The 21,315-nt window shown below is 33.8% G+C and carries 14 protein-coding genes; 6 read left to right on the forward strand and 8 right to left on the reverse strand.

Annotation, left to right across the window (positions count from 1 at the left end; translation table 11 throughout):
• The first annotated feature begins 1 nt into the window (after position 1).
• Complete coding sequence (locus BMY96_RS06360) at positions 2-928, forward strand: patatin-like phospholipase family protein (protein WP_092850527.1); 927 nt, start codon at positions 2-4, stop codon at positions 926-928.
• Here the strand turns inward: BMY96_RS06360 and BMY96_RS06365 are convergent.
• Complete coding sequence (locus BMY96_RS06365) at positions 914-1,435, reverse strand: DUF7935 family protein (RefSeq protein WP_092850530.1); 522 nt, start codon at positions 1,433-1,435, stop codon at positions 914-916. The two genes, BMY96_RS06360 and BMY96_RS06365, sit on opposite strands and share 15 nt — an antisense overlap.
• 296 nt (positions 1,436-1,731) lie before the next feature.
• Complete coding sequence (locus BMY96_RS06370; RefSeq protein ID WP_092850533.1) at positions 1,732-3,288, reverse strand: FMN-binding glutamate synthase family protein; 1,557 nt, start codon at positions 3,286-3,288, stop codon at positions 1,732-1,734.
• 109 nt (positions 3,289-3,397) lie between these two features.
• Between BMY96_RS06370 and BMY96_RS06375 the strand changes: the two genes are divergently transcribed.
• The 4 genes from BMY96_RS06375 (at position 3,398) to BMY96_RS06390 (ending at position 10,062) form a co-directional block, all read left to right on the forward strand.
• A complete protein-coding gene (locus BMY96_RS06375) occupies positions 3,398-4,957 on the forward strand; it encodes an AsmA family protein (RefSeq protein ID WP_092850536.1) in 1,560 nt (519 codons plus the stop codon).
• Between the two features lie 84 nt (positions 4,958-5,041).
• Complete coding sequence (locus BMY96_RS06380) at positions 5,042-7,393, forward strand: ATP-dependent helicase (RefSeq protein WP_092850539.1); 2,352 nt, start codon at positions 5,042-5,044, stop codon at positions 7,391-7,393.
• Between the two features lie 339 nt (positions 7,394-7,732).
• Entirely contained in the window at positions 7,733-8,353 is a 621-nt protein-coding gene (locus BMY96_RS06385) for an L-threonylcarbamoyladenylate synthase (RefSeq protein ID WP_092850542.1), read from the forward strand.
• A 314-nt stretch (positions 8,354-8,667) separates the two neighbouring features.
• A complete protein-coding gene (locus BMY96_RS06390) occupies positions 8,668-10,062 on the forward strand; it encodes a DUF819 family protein (RefSeq protein WP_092850544.1) in 1,395 nt (464 codons plus the stop codon).
• Positions 10,063-10,260: 198 nt separating this feature from the next.
• Here the strand turns inward: BMY96_RS06390 and BMY96_RS06395 are convergent, their stop codons facing one another.
• The 5 genes from BMY96_RS06395 to BMY96_RS06415 form a co-directional block, all read right to left on the reverse strand.
• The gene (locus BMY96_RS06395; RefSeq protein ID WP_092850546.1) at positions 10,261-13,194 is read right to left on the reverse strand and encodes a type III restriction-modification system endonuclease; all 2,934 of its coding nucleotides are present in this window, start codon (positions 13,192-13,194) and stop codon (positions 10,261-10,263) included.
• Between the two features lie 92 nt (positions 13,195-13,286).
• Positions 13,287-15,188 carry a site-specific DNA-methyltransferase gene (locus BMY96_RS06400; protein ID WP_092850549.1) on the reverse strand — a complete coding sequence of 634 codons (1,902 nt, stop codon included), beginning with the start codon at positions 15,186-15,188 and terminating at the stop codon, positions 13,287-13,289.
• 915 nt (positions 15,189-16,103) lie between these two features.
• Positions 16,104-16,964, reverse strand: a complete 861-nt coding sequence (locus tag BMY96_RS06405; RefSeq protein ID WP_092850551.1) for an OmpA/MotB family protein — start codon at positions 16,962-16,964, stop codon at positions 16,104-16,106.
• 92 nt (positions 16,965-17,056) lie between these two features.
• Positions 17,057-18,046, reverse strand: a complete 990-nt coding sequence (locus BMY96_RS06410) for a glycosyltransferase family 2 protein (RefSeq protein WP_092850554.1) — start codon at positions 18,044-18,046, stop codon at positions 17,057-17,059.
• A 74-nt stretch (positions 18,047-18,120) separates the two neighbouring features.
• Positions 18,121-18,570, reverse strand: coding sequence for a type I restriction enzyme HsdR N-terminal domain-containing protein (locus BMY96_RS06415; RefSeq protein ID WP_092850557.1), 450 nt, complete (start codon positions 18,568-18,570; stop codon positions 18,121-18,123).
• Positions 18,571-18,632: 62 nt separating this feature from the next.
• Here BMY96_RS06415 and holA point away from each other — a divergent pair, with 62 nt between their 5' ends.
• On the forward strand, positions 18,633-19,637 hold the full coding sequence (gene holA / locus BMY96_RS06420) for a DNA polymerase III subunit delta (RefSeq protein WP_092850926.1): 1,005 nt from the start codon (positions 18,633-18,635) through the stop codon (positions 19,635-19,637).
• A 160-nt stretch (positions 19,638-19,797) separates the two neighbouring features.
• Here holA and BMY96_RS06425 read toward each other — a convergent pair whose 3' ends face one another.
• Entirely contained in the window at positions 19,798-21,291 is a 1,494-nt protein-coding gene (locus BMY96_RS06425) for a YfcC family protein (protein WP_092850560.1), read from the reverse strand.
• Between the last annotated feature and the right edge of the window lie 24 nt (positions 21,292-21,315).

Raw genomic sequence — 21,315 nt, forward strand, 5'->3', positions numbered from 1 at the left:
AATGAAGGCATTAGTAATTTCGGGAGGTGGTAGTAAAGGCGCATACGCAGGTGGTGTTGCTGAGTATTTAATTAAGGAAGAAGGCAGACATTACGATATGTTTTTAGGAACATCGACAGGTAGTTTGTTAATTCCGCATTTGGCAGCAGGAAAGATTGATAAGATCCACAAGGTATTTACCAATGTTAATCAAAAAAATATTTTTAGTGTTAGTCCTTTTATAGTACGTAGAAAAGGGGATAGGGAGTATGTTTCAATTGATTTTATAAACTCCTTGTGGCAGTTTGTTAAAAGAAAACGAACCTTTGGAGAAAGTAAGGCTTTGAAACGTTACTTAAAAAAACACTTTACTTATGAGGAATTTAAATTTATTAAAGAAACTAAGCAAGATGTGGTAGTAACGGTCTCTAACCTTTCTAAAAACATTGTGGAATATAAATCTATAAAAGATTTTAGTTACGATGAGTTTTGCGATTGGATTTGGATTTCGTGTAACTATATTCCGTTTATGTCTTTAGTTAAAAAAGACGGGTTTGAGTATGCCGATGGCGCTTTTGGTTGTGTGGTTCCTATTCGGGAAGCTATTTTAAGAGGCGCTACCGAAATTGATGCTATTATTTTAGAGTCTGAAAGTATGGCTTATAATAAGGTGTTGGGTAAAAATCCGTTTTCTTTAATGCTAAATCTTTTTGGGCATCTTTTAGACCAGGTGGAAAGAAGCGATATTTTAATTGGCAAGTTAGCTGCTAAAAATAAGCACGTTAAACTAAACTTGTATTACACACCGTCTAAACTTACCGAAAACTCGTTGGTTTTTAATAAAAAATTAATGACCAAATGGTGGCAACAAGGCTATTATTACGCAAAAAATAAATTTGAGCAAGCGCAGTCTAACGAGTTACGCGAAAAAGATTTACCACAAACTTGATACTTCTTCTTTAATAAATGCCAATGCAGTATCGCTTGGTGAGCGTCGTTCCATCATTTCGGTTAAAACAACTTCTCGAAGTTTATTAGCAGAGTCTGTTTTTTCGGACATGCTTGCTTTTCTAATAAGTTGAATTGTGGCGTTTTTTGATGTGGTTACAATGCTCCAACATTTATCGGTAATGTAAATTTGTTGCGACAAATTGTGTTCGAATTCCTGCTCAATACTTTGTATAAGTAAAGTTTCGTAATCGTCTTTATCTGAAGATGTTGGTATTATTCTAATAAGTAATTTTGATGGTGAAATGCGTTCTAGAAAAAGCGCCATACGCTCGTAAGCTTGTAGGCGTAATGGCATAGCGTTAACTTGCATGTCTTTTTTTAATAAATAACGACGACGCCCATCTTCATTTCTAGTGTGTTCTCTAAAAAAATAGAAGGCAATAAAGCCGGTAATTATTGTGGGTATTGCAAATAAAAAAACATCGATAATGCGGCTGGTATCCATAAAATAAGTTAATTATTTACAAACATAAGTGGTTTGTGTTTATTGGACAAAATTTATTTAAAACTATTATATTTAATGTGGGTTTAAAAACGTTTTATTGTTTTGAAAACGATAAGTTTCTACTTTAGTCTGCGCAAGGGATAGTAGCGGATAGCCCACAGCCCGACGCAGGAGGTGCGAGGACTTGTAGCGTATAGCCCGACCGCTTGTGGTTGCGCCCTAAAAAAACAATCGAAAAGACAGTTTAAGCTTGGGGTTAATAGTTTTAATTTAGCCTGTAAACTGTAATTGTAACCTTATTTTGCTCCTCCTAAATGCATGCAATCCTTTAGGTGTTGAACACCTTGAAAAGGCACAGGTGTTTTCTCGTACATGTAGGTGCCGCTTAGTTGTTTTGAAAGGTTGTGGTCGTCTACATTTATTTCGATATCGCTCATTTTAAACTGGCAGGGGTGTTCGTAGCCAGCGGCATGTGTAATTTCGATAAATTCTTTTCTGAAAGTCTTAAAATATTGGGCCAAACGCTCGGATTTTAAAGGTATATTAATACCGTTTTGTGTCCATTTTTTCTGTGTGGCAATGCCTGCAGGACAACGGTTGGTATGGCAAATTTGAGCCTGAATACAGCCTATACTCATCATAGCTTCTCTGGCCACGTTTAAACAATCTGCACCCATAGCAAAAGCCATAGCGGCCTTAGCAGGAAACCCTAGTTTACCGCTACCAATAAATACAATACGCTCTGATAATCCTTCGTCTTTAAATAACCTATACAAATCGCTAAATCCATAAACCCATGGCAGTGACACGTGATCTGCAAAACTTGGTGGTGCTGCACCAGTTCCGCCTTCGCCACCATCTACGGTAATAAAATCGGGGCCTTTTCCGGTTTTTTTCATAATTTGGGCTAGCTCTTTCCATTGTTCTAGTTTTCCAATGGCTGCCTTAATTCCTACCGGCAATCCTGTGGCTTCGGCAATTTGCTCTATAAAATCGACCATTTCTGGAACGTTAGAGAATGCTTTATGGTTGGGTGGCGATAGTACATCTTTACCAACTTCTACGCCTCTAATAGCAGCAATTTCTTCGGTTATTTTGGCGCCTGGTAAAACACCACCTTTTCCTGGTTTTGCACCTTGAGACAGTTTTATTTCAATGGCGCGTATAAAAGGATTGTCGTTTACAAGTTTTACCATTTTTTCCATAGAGAATCTGCCATCTTTATCGCGAACCCCAAAATATCCGGTACCGAAATGAAAAACCACATCGCCACCATGACTGTGGTGAGGCGATAAACCGCCCTCGCCGGTATTGTGATATGCTCCGGCTATTTTTACACCTTTGTTTAAGGATTCTACAGCTTTTGCTGATAAGGATCCAAAACTCATTGCCGAAACGTTAATTACAGATGCTGGCCTGTAAGGGCGTTTACGCTTGTTAAATGCTCCCATAACTTTGGCGCAGGGTAAAAAGGAATTATCCTCTTTATTAGGATGATTTTCTGGCAACTCGTAAGGCATCATCGCATTATTAATAAAAATATGCTGGTGTGCGTAAATATCTCTATCGGTTCCAAATCCTTCGTAATTGTTTTCTTTTTTTGCAGAGGCGTATATCCAGCCACGTTCAATTCTATTAAACGGTAATTCTTCTCTGTTATTTGCTACAAAATATTGACGCATTTCTGGCCCAATACTTTCTAGCCAATAGCGTAAATGGCCCACAATAGGGAAGTTATGACTAATGGTATGCGACTTTTGAAAGAATATATCGCGAATAGCTACAATTAATAACACTATTAAAACCCAGCCCCACCAAGCTATGTTTGATAAAAAAACGAGTATTGTATCCATATTAAATTTTTAAGATATATATAAACCGTCAACCAAATGAGTTAACATTTTAATCAATAAAGATATTTAAAAATATGGTATAAAAATATTGAATGAATATCTTTATGACATGAATTCTAAGTTAAAAAAGCGATTAATCTGGTTTGCAGGGGTTTTAGTTTTACTAATAGCGCTTTTATTTGGTGTTAATTTTAAACTAAAAAGTAAACTTAAAGCAGGTTTGCAAAACCTTTCTGACAGTATTAAGGTAGATTATAAGGATGTTAGCTTAAATATTTTAACAGGACATTTAAATATAAAAGAGTCTACCGTTACGGTTTATGGTAAAACAACCGATTCCATAAATTTAAAAGTTGATTTTCAAGATTTAAGTGTTTCTGGGGTAAGTTATTGGTCGTATTTGGTAAATAACAAAATTGCAGTAGATGAGATTGTTTTAAGCAAACCACAGGTTACTTATTTTCATAACGATTTGGTTGAAAAATCATCATATAACAACTCCTTTAAATCTAGTTTAAAACAAGACATAGAAATTGGCTCGATTCAGGTAAAAGATGGCGAATTAAGGATGTATAAGGCATCGAATGACTCGTTGTTATTAAAAACAGAGGCTATCCAATGTGATATTAAAAACCTTTTAGTTGTTAAGGATACTGGCGAACCAAAACTGTCCTATGAAGGGTTTGATGTTAAAACGGGAGACTTATTTTATGCTATGAACAGCTTTGAAAATTTAAGATTAAAAACGCTTAGTTTAAATCCTGAAGCGGCTAAATTTAGAGCGATTACTTTGAATACAAAATACACAAAAGAAGCTTTATCTACAACCACCAATGTGGAGCGCGACCATTATGGATTGAGTATAGATTCTCTAGAAATAGCGCAGCCAAAATTTGGTTTTGAGCCCGATACTCTATTTCATTTTAAAACTCCGTTAGCAACAATTCATCATGCAGATTTTAAAGTTTTTAGAAATAAATTACTGCCAGATGATATGTCGTACAAACCATTGTATAGTAAAGCGCTACGCGATTTAAATTTTAAATTGGGTATCGATGTTTTTAAAATGAGAAACTCATCGATTAATTATATAGAAAAGGTTAAACCGGACTCAAAAGGTGGTGAGCTTGCTTTTAGTGAGTTAAATGCAACTATTAAAAACATAGGCAACATTTATAGTGGCAAAACGGCCATGGATATTAAGGCTGTGTTTATGAAAAACACGCCTTTAAAGGTGGAATGGGATTTTAATATTAATAATAAAAATGACGCCTTTGTGTTTAAATCGGAAATTGGTAATCTGCAAGCCGAAGATTTAAATCAATTTACAGAACCAAATTTAAATGTAAAGTTTAAAGGCGAATTTAACACCATGTTTTTCACTATTGATGGTAATGAAAACAGTTCGCTAACCGACTTAAAAGTGAATTATCAGGATTTTGATGTTATTGTGCTAAAGGATAATGGTAAAGAAAAAAACAAGCTTTTGTCCGCCGTGTTAAACGTTTTTATATCTAAACATAGTAAAGATAATCATGATGTTTTTAGGTATGGGTCATCCAAACCTGTTGAGAGAGATAAAACAAAATCGGTATTTAATTTTGTTTGGCTTAGTTTAAGAGCTGCGCTTTTAGAAGCCATAACAGGAAATGGTGAAAAGCAGGAATAGATTAAAATTGTTTATAATTATTAATAATTCTGAAGTAAAAAAAGCGTAACAATGGTTAATTTCACGACTTAAATTGATGATGATTTGGAAAAGTATTTAAGCCAGTTAAACGAAGCGCAATTAGAGCCTACAATTCAAATAGATGGCCCTATGATTGTTATTGCAGGAGCAGGTTCAGGAAAAACAAGAGTGCTAACATTTCGTATAGCATATATGATGAGTAAGGGTATAGACCCTTTTAATATTTTGTCGCTAACATTTACAAATAAGGCGGCAAAAGAAATGAAAGAACGTATTTCTACCATAGTAGGTGCTAGCGAAGCTAAGAATTTATGGATGGGAACGTTTCACTCCATATTTGCTAAAATATTAAGAATTGAAGCCGATAAACTAGGCTATCCAAGTAACTTTACTATTTACGATTCTCAAGATTCTGGTCGTTTAATAGCGTCTATTATTAAGGAGATGAATTTGGATAAAGACATCTATAAATACAAACAAGTATTAGGCAGAATTTCGTCGTATAAAAACAGTTTAATTACAGTTCGGGCTTACATGCAAAACCCAGAGCTAAAGGAAGCCGATGCTATGGCAAGACGTCCGCGAATGGGTGAAATTTATAAGGAATATGTAGACCGTTGTTTTAAGGCGGGTGCTATGGATTTTGATGATTTGTTATTAAAAACCAATGAGTTGCTTACGCGTTTTCCGGAAGTTTTAGCCAAATATCAAAACCGTTTTAAATACATTTTGGTTGATGAGTATCAAGATACCAACCACTCGCAGTATTTAATTGTAAGAGCTTTGTCGGATAAATTTCAGAATATCTGTGTGGTAGGTGATGATGCGCAAAGTATTTATGCGTTCCGTGGTGCTAATATTAATAATATTTTGAATTTCCAGAATGACTACGACGATGTAAAAGTATTTCGATTAGAACAAAATTACCGTTCTACTAAAAACATTGTTAACGCCGCAAATTCTATTATAGATAAAAATGAAACCAAACTCGATAAAGTGGTTTGGACAGCCAATGATGAAGGCGGAAAAATTATTGTTAATCGGTCGTTAACCGATAGTGATGAAGGACGTTATGTGGCAAGTACCATTTGGGAAAGCAAAATGCAAAATCAACAAAAAAATAGCGATTTTGCCGTTTTATATCGTACCAATGCCCAATCGCGTTCTATTGAAGATGCTTTAAGAAAACGAGACATTCCGTACAGAATTTATGGTGGTACATCCTTTTACCAACGTAAAGAAATTAAAGATGTGGTTGCTTATTTACGTTTGGTAATTAATCCTGCCGACGAGGAAGCCTTAAAACGCATTATTAATTTTCCTGCTAGAGGTATAGGGCAAACCACGGTCGATAAACTTATTGTGGCAGCCAATGGCTATAAACGCACCATTTTCGAGGTGATGAAAAACATCGATAAAACCAATGTAAGTATTAATGCAGGAACAAAAACTAAGCTTAAAAATTTTGTAACACTTGTAGAGAGTTTTCAAGTACTTAACCAAACAGCCGATGTTTTTGAGCTTGCAGAACATGTTACAAGAACCACAGGAATTATAAAAGAATTCAATAAAGATGGCACGCCAGAAGGTGTTGCTAAAATGGAAAATATTGAAGAGCTTTTAAATGGTATGAAAGATTTTGTGGAAGGCCAGAAAGAAATTGCCGATACCACAGGGTCTTTAGCAGAGTTTTTAGAAGATGTAGCTTTAGCAACTGATGCCGACGCCGATAAAGGCGATCCAGACCACGTGGCTTTAATGACCATTCACTTGGCAAAAGGTTTGGAGTTTGCAAACGTATTTGTAGTTGGTTTAGAAGAAGATTTATTCCCTAGTGCCATGAGTGGTAATACACGTGCCGAATTGGAAGAAGAACGTCGACTGTTTTATGTGGCTGTTACAAGAGCCGAAAAACAGGCCTATTTAACTTATGCCTTATCAAGATACCGTTGGGGTAAATTGGTAGATTCTGAGCCTAGTCGTTTTATTTCAGAAATCGATGAGCAGTATTTAGAAATTGTAACGCCAATTGAAGAACGCCGTTTTAATCCGATGCTTTCTGCCGATATTTTTGGAGATGCCGAACCAAATATTAAAGCGAATCCAAATAAAATAAGATATAAACCAGCTAAAAAACCCGTATTTAAAAAGGCTAATGCTGCTAAAAAAGAACCTGAAAAATTCCAAGTAACAACCCCTAAAAACTTAAAGCCTGTTGCTAAAAGTGAGGGAGAAGCGAACTTGTTTGATAGTAAATTAACGGTAGGTAACCTTGTAAAACATTTACGTTTTGGGGTTGGTGAAGTAAAAAAGATTGAAGGTGTTGGCGCCGATACTAAAGCCGAAATTAATTTCCAACATGGAGGTGTTAAAAAACTGTTGTTGCGTTTTGCAAAACTGGAAGTTATTGGATAGGGTTTAGTTTTCAGTATACAGTTTGCAGTCTTTAGTTTGTAGTTGGCAGTTTTCAGTGTGCAGTTTACAGTCAGGAATTTTAGGTCTTCGGTCAACCATCTTCGGTCTTCCGTCTTCGGTCAATCAACTGGTATCTTCCAGCTTCCTCATAATGTCAAAAAAAAATTAACGCAAGTTTATTTTATTTAAAGCATCCAAAACCTAATTATAAAAGCACGATTTAAGTTTTAAATCGTGCTTTTTTTATATGTCTTATCTTTAGGGTTTAAATTATTTAAGGAATCACTTTTGCATACCAAAATAATATTTAAATTGTATACTTAAATTCACGAGATAAACATGGCGACTTTTCTAAAAATATATAATGACAACCCAAACCCTAAAGCTATTGCACAAGTTGTAGATGTTTTAAAAAAGGGTGGTTTAATTATTTACCCAACCGATACCGTTTATGGTTTAGGCTGCGATATTACTAACATTAAAGCCTTAGAGAAAGTAGCGAGAATTAAAGGTGTAAAGCTCGAAAAATCTAACTTCTCATTCATTTGTCACGATTTAAGTAATTTAAGCGATTATGTAAAGCAAATAGATACTTCCGTTTTTAAAATCTTAAAACGAGCGCTTCCTGGAGCTTATACTTTTATTCTTCCAGGTTCAAAAACCTTACCCAATCCGTTTAAAAAAAAGAAAACCGTTGGTATTCGTGTGCCAAATAATAATATAGCATTAGAAATTGTAAAGCAACTAGGAAATCCTATTATCTCAACATCTATTCGCGACGACGATGAAGTTTTAGAGTATACTACAGATCCCGAATTAATTCTAGAAAAATGGGATAACCTGGTCGATATGGTAATCGATGGTGGCTATGGCGATAACGAGCCCTCAACAGTTATCGATTTATCAGAGGGCGAACCTATAGTAGTTAGAGAAGGAAAAGGAAGCTTAGAGATTTTTTAAATCACGATATCAAACTAAATGTCAGTTCGAGTGATCTCGAATTTTTTCGAGATTGTATCGAGAACCGCTTTAAAACTAGTATTTCAATTCAAAATACAGAGCCATCTAGATTTAAAAGATAGCTCACAAATTATCATAAATCAATTTATAAAAACTAAATGTCAGTTCGAGTGATCTCGAATTCTTTCGAGATGGTATCGAGAACCACTTTAAAACCAGTATTTCAATTCAAAATAAAAATGCCATCTATTTTTTTTAAACTAGTACAACAAATTAATTTAAATTTCCAAACCACAAAAATCTAAAATTAGCCCATGAATATATCAGAGATTAACAGCGATATTCCCATTTTTGCTTCCGATACTATTATATTCGGTGTCCTATGCATTACGCTAGCACTAATATTTCACACTTCCAGTTTATCAAGGTTTTCAAAGTTTTATAAAATTGTACCAGCGCTATTATTGTGTTACTTTTTACCATCAGTATTAAGTTCGGTAGGGTTAATAGCTGATAAATGGATAGACGTCACAGCCACAATAACACACTTACAAACCCTTTATGGTAATCTAGAAGGTGTTAGTAATTTACACGACCTAAAAGTTTATATCGCCGCAAACCAGATAGATACTTCGGTGTATGCCCAATTTATAGATGGTAGCAAGTTGTACTATGTGTCGTCGCGGTTTTTGTTACCTGCAGCTTTAGTATTGTTAACCATGAGCATCGATTTAAAAGGCGTTTTTAAATTAGGCTCCAAAGCCTTAATCATGTTTTTAACCGCAACCCTTGGGGTAATGATTGGTGGTCCGTTGGCTATTTTATTTTTTAGTTATGTAGCTCCAGATATTTTAATAGATGTAGAAGGTACCGAACTATGGAAAGGACTATCAACCGTAGCTGGAAGCTGGATTGGTGGTGGTGCCAACCAACTCGCCATGAAAGAGCAGTGGGAGGTAAGCGATAGCCTGTTTAGTATCATGGCTGTAGTAGATGTTTTGGTGGCCGAAGTTTGGATGGCATTCCTATTATTAGGCGTAGCCAAATCCGATAAAATAGACGCTTATTTTAAAGCCGACAATTCCTCTATAATCGCATTAAAAAATAAAATGGAAACCTTTAGTTTGGAAACCGCAAGAATTCCATCTTTTAACGATTTAATAATCCTTTTAGGTACAGGCTTTGGTGTAACTTCGCTAAGCCACTTAGTAGGGGATAATTTAAGCATTTGGGTAAAAGAAAACGCGCCGTTTTTGGTCGATTTCGGACTAGGTAGTGCCTTTTTCTGGTTAATTATTACCGCAACAACCGTTGGTGTTATACTATCTTTTACCAAAATAAAAAGTTACGAAGGCGCAGGCGCCAGTAAAATAGGCACCGTGTTTATTTACATTTTGGTAGCCTCTATTGGTATGAAAATGAATTTAAATGCCATTGTAGAAAACATAAGTCTATTCGCCATCGGTTTCGTTTGGATGCTTATACATGTTGGTTTACTATTTGTAGTCGCTAAAATTATAAAAGCCCCATATTTCTTTTTGGCAGTAGGCTCTAAAGCTAATATTGGTGGTGCAGCTTCGGCGCCTGTAGTGGCAGGAGCTTTTCATCCGTCGTTAGCGCCAGTAGGTGTTTTGTTGGCGGTTTTAGGCTATGCTTTAGGCACGTATGCCGCATTTGCTTGCGCTTTAATGATGAAGTGGGTAAGTTAGTTTTTTGAGCGCTATTTGGTTGCCTGTCTTTAGCGTAGAAGAAAGGTTACCACATTCTTCCACCGCGCTCAGGGAAGGCGGTCGGACTTTACGCTGCAAATCCTCGCTCTTGCGCTAGGGAGCAAAAACTGTGGACTTTCCAATGCAGTCCCTAAGGGGGGTGTGTTTGCTGGTTTGGGCTCTATAATTAAATGCATGCTATTTTTCGACTATAATTTCTCGTATTAAATTTTCTATTTTCTTATTGCTAAATTGCTTTCTGAATTTAATTTTTATTGTATCTCCAAAGAACTTTTCTGCGTGTTTAATTTTTTGTCTTTCCTCTTTATCTAACTTTTCTTCATCTTTACCTTTTGTCTCTACAACAAAGTACAACTTTTTCGATTTGTCTTCATAATTTAAGACATAAGCAAAATCAGGTGAATAACTTTTCCCGCCAGCAACAGGAATTTTTATTGAATTTTTTGGGATTTTAGAGAAGACAACAACTTCTGATAAGTTAGTTTCAATATTCTGTTTTTCTAATTCAGAATCGTAAAATAATTCATCAAGTAAATATTCGTCAGCTACTTTCTTATCGGAATACATTACACCAACATCAGAAGCAGAAATTTCTTTTAAAACATTTCCTTTTTCGTCAGTAAATTTAGTTGGATGAATTTCATTGCTAACTTTTTGATATTCAATTCCAAATTTATCTATTGCGTTAAACATTAAATAATTCTCGAACTTCTGCTTAATAATACGAACTGTGGCAATATTTAGAAATTTGTTGATGTCAACATTAGAATCAATAAATGAACTGTTTAAAGTCTTTATATTGATATTTAGTGTTTTTGCTAATTCCTTCAAGAAACTACTGTACTTCATAGTAGAAATTGGAGTTATCTCATTTCCATAAATTTCTTGTTCTTCTTTAACTCCAGCAATGTTGTCAGTTATTTCAATTTGTGCTGTTCTTTCCTTTATACCTTCAATAGTAAAATTGCTGTTTTGTTCATTCAAGAAATTTATAAAAAGTGATTTGAATTTGTCTTCTTTTTCAAACTTGTATTCTAAAATAACCTTTTCATTTAATTTCTCCCAAAGTTCTTTTAATTCGGTATATTTTTCTGTTCGGATACTAACTTGCTTTTTCTTATCTGTAGATTTTCTAACTTTATTAGAGCCAACACCTTCAAATATTTTAGGATAGTTATGTTTAATAAAATCAAAACCACCTTCTTTAAATTTGTTAGACCTTGTCACAACATTATTATCGTCTAAAATTTCAAATAAATTATCTTCTGTGGTTTCATATAATTCGCAAATTTTCTTAACGATATCATCTGATAATTTTTCTGGAATATCCTCAATTGAAATTGCACCAGATTTCTCATTTATCTCATTTACTAATTTATCTACAAAATCACTTTCTGTAAAATCTACAAAATAGTTTAGATAGAACTGTTCGTCTTTTACTCGGTTACCATATTCATTTACAGGAAGTCTTAAACCTCTACCAACTTCTTGAAGTTTAGAAATATCGCTACCACTACTTCTTAATTTACAAATCTGAAAAACATTTGGATTATCCCAACCTTCTCTTAAAGTCCATTTTGAAAAAATAAAACGCCTTGGATTATCCAAATCAAGCATGGCTTGTTTGTCGTGTAATATTTCGTTTATTTCTTTTTCTATGGCTTCATCTTTTTCTGAATTATCTTTTGAAAAATATCCTGCGTGAGTAAGACTTATATCTTCTAAAGTTTTTTCAAGATATGCTTTGTAAAAGGTGTTCTTTTCGGTTTTAAGTAAAGTTTCTACTTCTACTTTTATTAAACCTTCAATAGTTGTTTTTAAATAACCATCTTCATTTCTATACTCTTCTATATTATCAATAAAAAAGAGTGTAATTGGTTTAATTTTTACAGGTCGCGTAAGTAATTGTTTTTCATTTTCAAAATGGCTTTTTATGGCTTTTTGAATCATTATTTCTTGCAGTTTTTCTGCATACGAATAAGGGTTTAATTTATCGCCTTTTGATAATTCAATTCCATTAGATAAAACAACTTTACTTTTATTTAAACTTTCTATATACAAATCTTCCATTGCAGAATGTACTCTTTGTAAACTTTCTTTTTTAGCAAGTTTAAATGTCTTTTTACTCTTGTCTTCCAATAATTCAAAATAGGCTTCTTTACCATCGGTATTGTTTAGTTTTACAATAGCGTTTTTTCCACTTTCAAACTCTGTAATATGACCTATTACACCTTTTACTAAATTACGATTGAAAGAATCTACAGCAGTTAATGTATAAATTAAGTTATGATAGTCTTTAACTTTCTTCTTTTTTAGTTTACCTAATTCATCTTTAACTTTTATTTCTTTTTCTGGAAATGTAGCACCATAACGCAATATAAATTGCGGATTCATTTTCAGGATATTTTCAAAAGTTGTTTTACCAGTTCCAAATTTATGAGGCTCATCTATTATTAGAAAAGGATTAACAGCCGAAATCGCTTTAAAAGGAATTGTGTATTTGTCAAATATGCCTTTATCAAAACTCTTTTGCATTGTTTCAGAGTTTATCATTCCTGCATTGATAATCATTACTTGAATGCTGTTTTTTTCGTAAACTCCTGCGTTTACAAAACTATTTACAGCAGGTGGCATAAACGATTTTTTGTTTTTACTTCCTTTTTTACTTTCTACAATATGTAATTTGATGGTTTTGCCATATTGCTCTTTAAAATGTGCTCTTGAGCTATCACTTTTTAAAAAGTCGATTGTTCCAGCTTTAATTGAAAGTGTAGGAACAATTACAATAAATTTAAAAAGACCGTAATTTTTATTGAGTTCAAAAATGGTTTTGGTGTAGGTATAGGTTTTTCCTGTACCTGTTTCCATCATAATATCTATTATATTGCTATTTCGCTTTATGGTTTCTTTAACTCCATTTTCTTCTTGAAGAATACGAATGTTTTTAGCATAACTTGTAGAAACGCCACTATAAATATCTATAACAGGATTCAAAAATTGTTTGTCAATGCCTTTTGGGTTTTCTACTTCTAAATTATCAAAAACAGAGACCGTACTTTTTACCGCTTGGGTTTGGTGCTGAAGATTCTTTTCAAAATTAAATCCTTTCATGTGTTTAATTCTATTGTTTTTTTTATGGTCACATGCAGTTCGCTATTCTAAATTTTGCAATAAAACAAAATTTAGAATAAGCTCGTGTCATATTAGTAGCGTGTTATAAAGTCAATATCAATACTTTTTTTGTTAGCGTAAGACTTAATATTTTCGCTTATTTCACGCAAATTTTTACTATCAAAATGATAACCAAAAGCAATGATGGTGGTTGGGTTGAAATTTTTATCGCTGTCTATTTTTTCTAATAAAATTTTTAAATTTTCGGTTGTAAAACCTTTATCCATTAAATATAATTTTTCACTACTGTAATGTGCTGTATATCCATTTAAGTCTATTTCTTGTATGCTTGTAGTAAGTGGGACACCATCATAAGTTTTCCAAGTAACCAATAATGCTTTAACGTCTTCTCTAGTAAGTTTACTTTCATCAAATAAACTTGTTTGTTTCTCCAATTCTTCTGATTCAAAATTATAATCTTCCCATATTGGCATTGTTTCAAATACTTTGAAACCTAAATCTTGGTTTGATAAGTCTTTATCTTTGTTTTCTTCTTGTATTTTTTTTGATGCACGAATTAGACGTTCTTTTGTAATTTCAAAAATAGTAGGTGTTGCTACTTTTAATTCATTTTTTACAAAATGGTAAGCTGTTTTATTGCTTTTTGGATCAATTAGTTCTGGTAATTGTACTGATATAAATTTACGATTTCCACCATCTTTTGCGTTGAGTTGCATTACTGCATCTCCTGTTGTACCACTACCTGCGAAGAAGTCTAGGATTATATCGTTGTTAAAATTTAATTGACTTACAAGTAATTTTAAAAGTTTTGTTGGTTTAGGAAAGGTAAATATACCAGTACCTATAAGTTTAGCGACTTCTTTAGTTCCATCATTTGTTGATGACTGAGTAATTATTGTCGAAAGATTTTTATTCAATGAAACCATTTCATTCATAAAAAGTTTGTTTCTAGGCCTACCACTTGGTGTAGATGGCCATAAAATTCTATTTTCTGAAATCTTTTTTTTCATTGCTTTGAAATCATTTCTCCAGCCTTTTAATGGAGGCTTGTAAGTAATTCCAGTTTCTGGATTTATTAAATCAAAGTGACAATTTGGTCTTTGATCAATTGTTAATAAACCTGTCAAATCGGAACTTCTCCACGGTCCTCTTGGATCGTTATCAGGGTTTGAAAATTTATTTAGATCTTTTTTAACACCAATTAAAGTTCCAAATTCTTTCCTATAAGTAACTATATACTCGTGATCAATTGAAGCTCCTGTGAGATTACGATTATCTTCACTCAACCTGGATTTCCAAATCAATTCTGCTACAAAATTCTCTTCTCCAAAAACTTCATCCATTAATAAACGCAGTTGTGCAACCTCATTATCATCAATAGAAACGAAAATTACGCCATCATCTTTTAAAAGTTGTTTGGCGATATAAAGTCTTGGGTACATAAAGGTTAACCAAGCAGAATGTGAGTTACTTTTACTTTGTGTAAAATCTAAAATACGTTTGGCACGTTCTTCACTTATTCCTGCTAACTCTTGTAGTTCGTCTACAGTAAATTTTCTGTCGTCTGCATATACAAATCCATCACTACCTGTGTTGTATGGTGGATCTATGTATATCATTTTTACTTTTTCGTAATAGGCATTAGATAAGTGCTTTAGCACTTCTAAATTGTCGCCTTTTATAAGTAAGTTTTTAGAATTTGCGTTTTCAGGTTTTTGGTTAAACGTTTCATCCTCTTTTAATAAAGTAGTGGTTTCGTCTGTTGCCAATAAACGAGCGTAAGATTTACCCAACCAATCCATTCCATAGTTTTCTTTTGAAAAGTTGATTTCGTTTTTTGAAAGTTGGGTTTTAAATTTTTTAAAGTCAAATTCTCCGTTTTTGTCAAAACAGCTTGGGAAGTTTTGTTTTAGTATTTCCAAATCCTTGTTTGGTGGTTGTATGTTGCCAGTTACTTTTTGTTCTTTACTCATCTTAATTCCCTCATTTAATATTCTCAATTCGCCAATTTGTATTAACTTTTAAATTAATATAAAAGTTATTATAAATAAGGCAGAAAGATAGCAAAATTGATTGTTTTGGAGTGCCTATTTTTAATGTGTTTTATAATTTTAAAATATTAGAACTAATTTTTTAATATTCTCTTTTGTGTCTAGAAGGTTTAATATTTATGCTTGCACATTTAATTCGATCTTTTGATTTGACAGTCTAAGTATGGCTCCAAAATGAAGGGGCGCTCTGTATAATAGTTATACATCTTCCCTTTATTTTTTTTAAAGTTTAATTCTTGCTTCCGCGTTAGAGATAGAAGTGAAACATTTATGATAGGTAATTCTTTAATATTTAATACAATTCTGATAGTTATGAATAACAGATGTTAAGGAGTAGATATTGTATATTTGTTTCATGTAAAGTATCTTATGGACACAGGCAGTGGTTTAAAAAACTAAGAGAGCCCCACGTAAGTAAGGTGCTTTATTTGTTTGCAAATTTAAAGGCTTTTAGCCACATTATTTATTTTACTACGCTTCAGTTTTTACTCTGATTATTTTGAGAGCTAAATAAATTACAATACTGAAATTTAAAACTTAAATAACTTTAATGAATAAAGCATTTTAATTTATACTTTTGTACTGGCTGTTTACGAATGGCCCTGAAACGAAGGGACGCTCTGTATACTGGTTATACATCTTCCCTTTACTTTTTATATGAAGTTATGTAGCTGCGTTAAGGATTGCAGTGGAAATCCCACAGCCCGACGAAGGAGGAGCGAGGACTTGTAGCGGAAAGCCTGACCCTTGTGGTAACGCCCAAATAAACATTAACAATTAAGCATAAAAAAAGCCCAACCTTTCGGTTGAGCTTTTAGTATGTATTTGTGAGCGGTATTAGTTGTTACCTGCTTCTAGGTTTTTCATTTCCTTTTCAATCATGTCGTAAAACTGATCGATTTTTGGAAGAATAACAACACGTGTACGTCTGTTTTTTGCTCTGTTTGCAGCAGTATCGTTATCGGCTAATGGCACGTAAGAACTACGACCTGCAGCGATTAACTGTCCTGGGTTAACATCTAACTCTTGTAATACTCTAATAATAGATGTAGAACGTTTTACACTTAAATCCCAGTTATCTACTAACACACCTTTACTGTATGATTGGCTGTCTGTATGACCTTCAATCATAGCTTCGAAATCTGGTTTGCTGTTAATTACCTTAGCTACTTTTGCTAAAACACCTTTTGCAGCCGAAGTTACATTGTAGCTTCCTGATTGGAATAATAATTTATCGGCAATAGAGATAAATACCACACCTTTTTCAACATTTACTTCAATATCTGGATCGTTAATTCCAACTTCACGCTTTAAGCTTGTTACTAAAGCTAATGTTACGCTGTCTTTTCTAGAGATAGCATCTTGTAAACGTGTAATTTTTAAATCTCTTTCTTGTAAAGACTCTAAAGATTTTTCAAGGTTTGTTGCACCTTTAGATGTTAATTCTGTTAAATCTTGAGAACTTTTAATTAATGCGGCGTTGTTCTTTTTTAAATCGTCAAGCTGATCTTTCATAGCTTCTACACGTGCCGTTGCCGATGCTCTGTCTTCTAAACAAGAGTTAAGTTTTACAGTTGCCGAGTTAAGTAAGTCTTGAGTTTCTTTTTGTTTTGCTTCAAGATCTGTGAACAATTTTTTTGATACACATGAACTTAATAAAAGCATTGCAGATGCACTTAGTAATAAAATTTTTCTCATGATTATTTTAAGGATTAATTTCTATATTTAACTACAAAAATATACAAAATTCGGTGGTTTTTAACATTTTAACAAAACTTTTGCTAATAGCTTTATAAACTGCTGTACTCTGTGTTTTTACATACGAAGTATTGGTACACAATAGATGTTGTAGAATAGTACTTTATTTTAGTTTTTATGGCTTTTCGTTGCTTTAACACCCGTGTTAATTGAGCGTAATAACTAAAGTGTGCTTTTAATATGGCTAGCGTATGCAAGGGTTTTAATTCTAGTAAAAATTTTATAGCTGCAACCCCATCTAATATAAGGCGCATAAATATTTTGCCAAATACAAAGCCATTGGCATTTTTGGTTAGGGTAATTAAGCTATTCCGGAAGTTTAAAAATGTTTTTTTAGGATGGGTAGCTTTTAGGGTAGCACCGCCTACATGATATATTGTAGATTGACCAACATACTTAATGGTGTAACCAAAGTTTTTGGCGCGCCAGCATAAATCGATTTCTTCCATGTGAGCAAAAAAATACTCGTCAAGGCCATTTAATTCTTGGTAAACGTTACTTCTTATAAATAAGCAGGCACCTGTTGCCCAAAATATTTCGGTAGTATCGTTATATTGCCCTTGGTCTTTTTCGATGCTGTTAAAAATACGCCCTCTGCAATAGGGATAGCCATATTTATCTATAAAGCCTCCTGCGGCACCAGCATATTCAAAATACGCCTTGTTTTTATAATCTAATATTTTTGGCTGAATTATACTTGTATTAGCCTCGGTTTTAAGGGTGTTTATAATAGGTGTGAGCCAATTTGCTGTTACTTCTATATCGCTATTTAATAAGCAGTAAACATCTGCCTTTACATGTTTTAATGCGTCGTTGTAGCCTTTAGCATAACCACCATTGGATTGGTTTTGTATTAGTTTTATGTTGGGGTAATTGGTTTTTACAAAGGCAATGGAATCGTCGGTCGAGGCATTGTCCGCTACATAAATATCGGCACCTTGACTATGCTGTATTACCGATGGTAAAAACTGTTGTAAAAGTTTTTTTCCGTTCCAGTTTAATATAACGATGGCAATTTTCATGTTTAAATACCTAAATTTTTTTATTATTGTTTTTTAGCAATTTTATGCGACTGCGACTGTAAACTAAAAACTAATTATTGCCGACTAAACTCCGGCATATCTTTTAAAAATTGATAGCGTTCATTTTCAAAATCCATTTGGCAATAATAATGATTTAATCCGTTTGTTACCATTAAATAAGTAGCATTTAGCTCTAGGTTATAACGCGCAATTTGATCGAAGGTAGATTGATTGATGGTTATTTTAGGAGCTTTACATTCTACAATTAAATGAATGCTGCCATTGGGATTATAAACCACAATATCGTAACGTTTTTTTAAATCGTTAATGATTATTTCTTTCTCAACATTTATTAGCGATAGCGGATAGCCTTTTTCTTGTACTAAAAACTGAATACAATGTTGGCGCACCCATTCTTCGGGCTGTAAAACGATAAATTTTTTGCGTATAGGATCGAAAATAGAAACTTTATTTTCGCTATTTTTGAAACGAAATTGATATGTAGGGAAATTTAAATTTTGCACCTCACAAATTTATCATTATTAAGTCACTTGTAGTGATTTTAATAAAAAATTTTATAGACACTTTGGACGACGTAAAACAGCTAGTTACCGATATTAAAAACAAAAACCTTAAGCCTATTTATTTTTTAATGGGTGAAGAGGCTTATTATATTGATAAAATATCCGATTTTATTGAAAGCTCGGTATTGAGTGAAGAGGAGCGTGGTTTTAACCAAATGGTATTGTATGGTAGAGATGTTACCATAGATGATATTGTTGGGCAAGCAAAGCGTTTTCCTATGATGGCAGAGTACCAAGTAGTTATTGTTAAGGAAGCTCAAGATTTATCGCGCCATATTGAAAAATTAGCAGCGTATGCAAAAAATCCGCAACCCTCTACAATACTTGTAATTAATTACAAATACAAAAAAATTGATAAGCGTAAAGGGTTATATAAGGCGCTGAAACCGGATTGTGTGGTTTATGAAAGTAAAAAGCTTTACGATAACCAGGTGCCAGATTGGATTAGGCGTGTTTTATCGCCAAAAAACTATACTATTTCTCCTAAAGCGGCCCAAATGCTTGTGGAATTTTTAGGTACCGATTTAAGTAAAATTAATAACGAGCTAGAAAAGCTACAAATTATTTTACCCGAAGGTACTCAAATTTCGCCCGATCATATTGAGGAAAACATTGGGATTAGTAAAGACTACAATAATTTTGAATTACGAAAGGCTATAGGCGAACGGAATGTGCTTAAGGCTCATAAAATAGTTAATTATTTTGGTGAAAACCCAAAGGATAACCCTATGGTGGTTACGGTTTCGTTATTGTTTAGTTATTTTTCGCAATTGCTTCATTTTCATGGGTTGAAAGATAAGTCGCCTAGAAGTGTAGCTTCTGCATTAAAGGTGAACCCTTATTTTGTGAACGATTATATAACTGCTGCTAGAAATTTTCCGATGCGAAAAGTAAGTGCCGTAGTATCTACATTGCGAGAGTTTGATGTAAAGGGTAAAGGTGTAGGATCTAACGCTGTTCCGCAAGGCGATTTGCTAAAAGAACTTTTGGTTAGAATACTTTCTTAAACGGGTTTTGGAATTTTTCAAATAGAGTTACTAAAATTTTAAGGGTACGAGTAAGTGCGCTAGGGATAGTAGTGGATAGCCCACAGCCCGACGTAGGAGGTGCGAGGACTTGGAACGAATAGCCCGACCCTTGTGGTAGCGCCCAAATTATTCTATTATTTTATAAATAAACAGAAATTGTTAGTACAAGCATAGTAAAAATAAGCAGGATAATTACTAATGGTATAACGAATTTTAGCCATTTATTATAACCTACTTTTACAATGGCTAAAGATGCTAAAATTAAGCCTGTTGGGTTTATAAACGCGAATAAGCCCATGCCGTATTGGTAAGCGTTTACTATCATTTCTCTGCCTATACCAACGCCATCGGCAAGTGGTGAGAGAATGGGCATAGTTAATACGGCCATTCCGGAAGATGATGGTATAAAAAAGGATAAACCTCCATAAATGTAGAGCATAGCGTTAATAAAAACGCCTTTATTCATGCCGTTTGTGGTGTTGCTGGCGTAATATAAAAGGGTGTCGCTAATTTGGCCGTCGTTCATTATAATAGTGATGCCTCGTGCTATACCAATAATAATAGCTACTCCTAGTAAATCGCCAGCGCCTTTTACAAAAACATCTACAAATGTGTGTTCTTTTATTTTACCAATGATGCCTATGGCTATGGCTCCCACTAAAAAGGTAACAGTCATTTCTACAAACCACCAATCTAATTGCGATACACCATAAATCATGACTACAAAACAAGACATAAAAATGATTAGGATTAGGCGTAACCGAAAGGTTAATTTTATGGATGCATTGGTGCTGTTTCCGAAGTGCTTTTCGATGGCTTCCTTTTGATCGTAAATTATAGATTTTGTGGGGTCTTTTTTAACACGTTGTGCATACCTTATTATATATAGAATACAGATTAAAGTGCCCAAAAACAGCATGATAAAACGTCCTGTAATACCGGTGGTCCAATTAATTCCTGCCGCATCTGATGCTATAATTGCAGAAAACGGATTTGTGGTGGAACACATGGTGCCAATACAAGAGCCTATATAAATACAGGCAAGAGGCACCATAGCATCGTATTTAGCGGCTAAAAATATGGGAATAAGTATGGGGTAAAAGGCTATGGTCTCTTCGGCTAAACCAAAGGTGGTTCCGCCAACGGCAATTAAGCTTGTTACCAGTATAATAAGGATAAACTCATAACCTTTTAAGGTGTTGGCTAGCCAAGATATGCCAGTATCGAAAGCACTTGTGTAATTTATTATACCTATTAGACCACCTATAATTAGGACTAGGAAAATAATATCGGCCCCTTCTATTATACCTTTTATGGGCGATTTAATAAAAGATATAATTCCTTGAGGTTTGGCTTCAACTTGTTGGTACGTATTAGGAATGCTAATTGGTTTCCAAATATCGCCCGATATAAATTTTTCTAATGGGATTTTTATACCAAGGGTATTTAAGGTTTCTTGAGTAGCCTCTAACTGCGTGGTTTGTTCTAAACTTGTTTGCGTAAAGGTATTACTAGACGGGTTATAGGCCAAAGAATCATATTTTCCAGAGGGCACAAACCAAGTTAAAATAGCTACTAATCCAGCTATAATTATTAATATGGTTTGGGCGGTTGGGAATTTAATTTTTTTCAAGGCTATAAATTTTTAATTAAACGA

The organism is Algibacter pectinivorans (genome assembly GCF_900112595.1).
Classification (GTDB): domain Bacteria; phylum Bacteroidota; class Bacteroidia; order Flavobacteriales; family Flavobacteriaceae; genus Algibacter_B; species Algibacter_B pectinivorans.

Excerpts from the sequence above, each read along its gene's own strand:
- BMY96_RS06360 (WP_092850527.1), top strand. The coding sequence starts at position 2 with ATGAAGGCATTAGTAATTTCGGGAGGTGGTAGTAAAGGCGCATACGCA.
- BMY96_RS06365 (WP_092850530.1), bottom strand. The coding sequence starts at position 1,435 with ATGGATACCAGCCGCATTATCGATGTTTTTTTATTTGCAATACCCACA.
- BMY96_RS06370 (WP_092850533.1), bottom strand. The coding sequence starts at position 3,288 with ATGGATACAATACTCGTTTTTTTATCAAACATAGCTTGGTGGGGCTGG.
- BMY96_RS06375 (WP_092850536.1), top strand. The coding sequence starts at position 3,398 with ATGAATTCTAAGTTAAAAAAGCGATTAATCTGGTTTGCAGGGGTTTTA.
- BMY96_RS06385 (WP_092850542.1), top strand. The coding sequence starts at position 7,733 with ATGGCGACTTTTCTAAAAATATATAATGACAACCCAAACCCTAAAGCT.
- BMY96_RS06390 (WP_092850544.1), top strand. The coding sequence starts at position 8,668 with ATGAATATATCAGAGATTAACAGCGATATTCCCATTTTTGCTTCCGAT.
- BMY96_RS06395 (WP_092850546.1), bottom strand. The coding sequence starts at position 13,194 with ATGAAAGGATTTAATTTTGAAAAGAATCTTCAGCACCAAACCCAAGCG.
- BMY96_RS06400 (WP_092850549.1), bottom strand. The coding sequence starts at position 15,188 with ATGAGTAAAGAACAAAAAGTAACTGGCAACATACAACCACCAAACAAG.
- BMY96_RS06405 (WP_092850551.1), bottom strand. The coding sequence starts at position 16,964 with ATGAGAAAAATTTTATTACTAAGTGCATCTGCAATGCTTTTATTAAGT.
- BMY96_RS06410 (WP_092850554.1), bottom strand. The coding sequence starts at position 18,046 with ATGAAAATTGCCATCGTTATATTAAACTGGAACGGAAAAAAACTTTTA.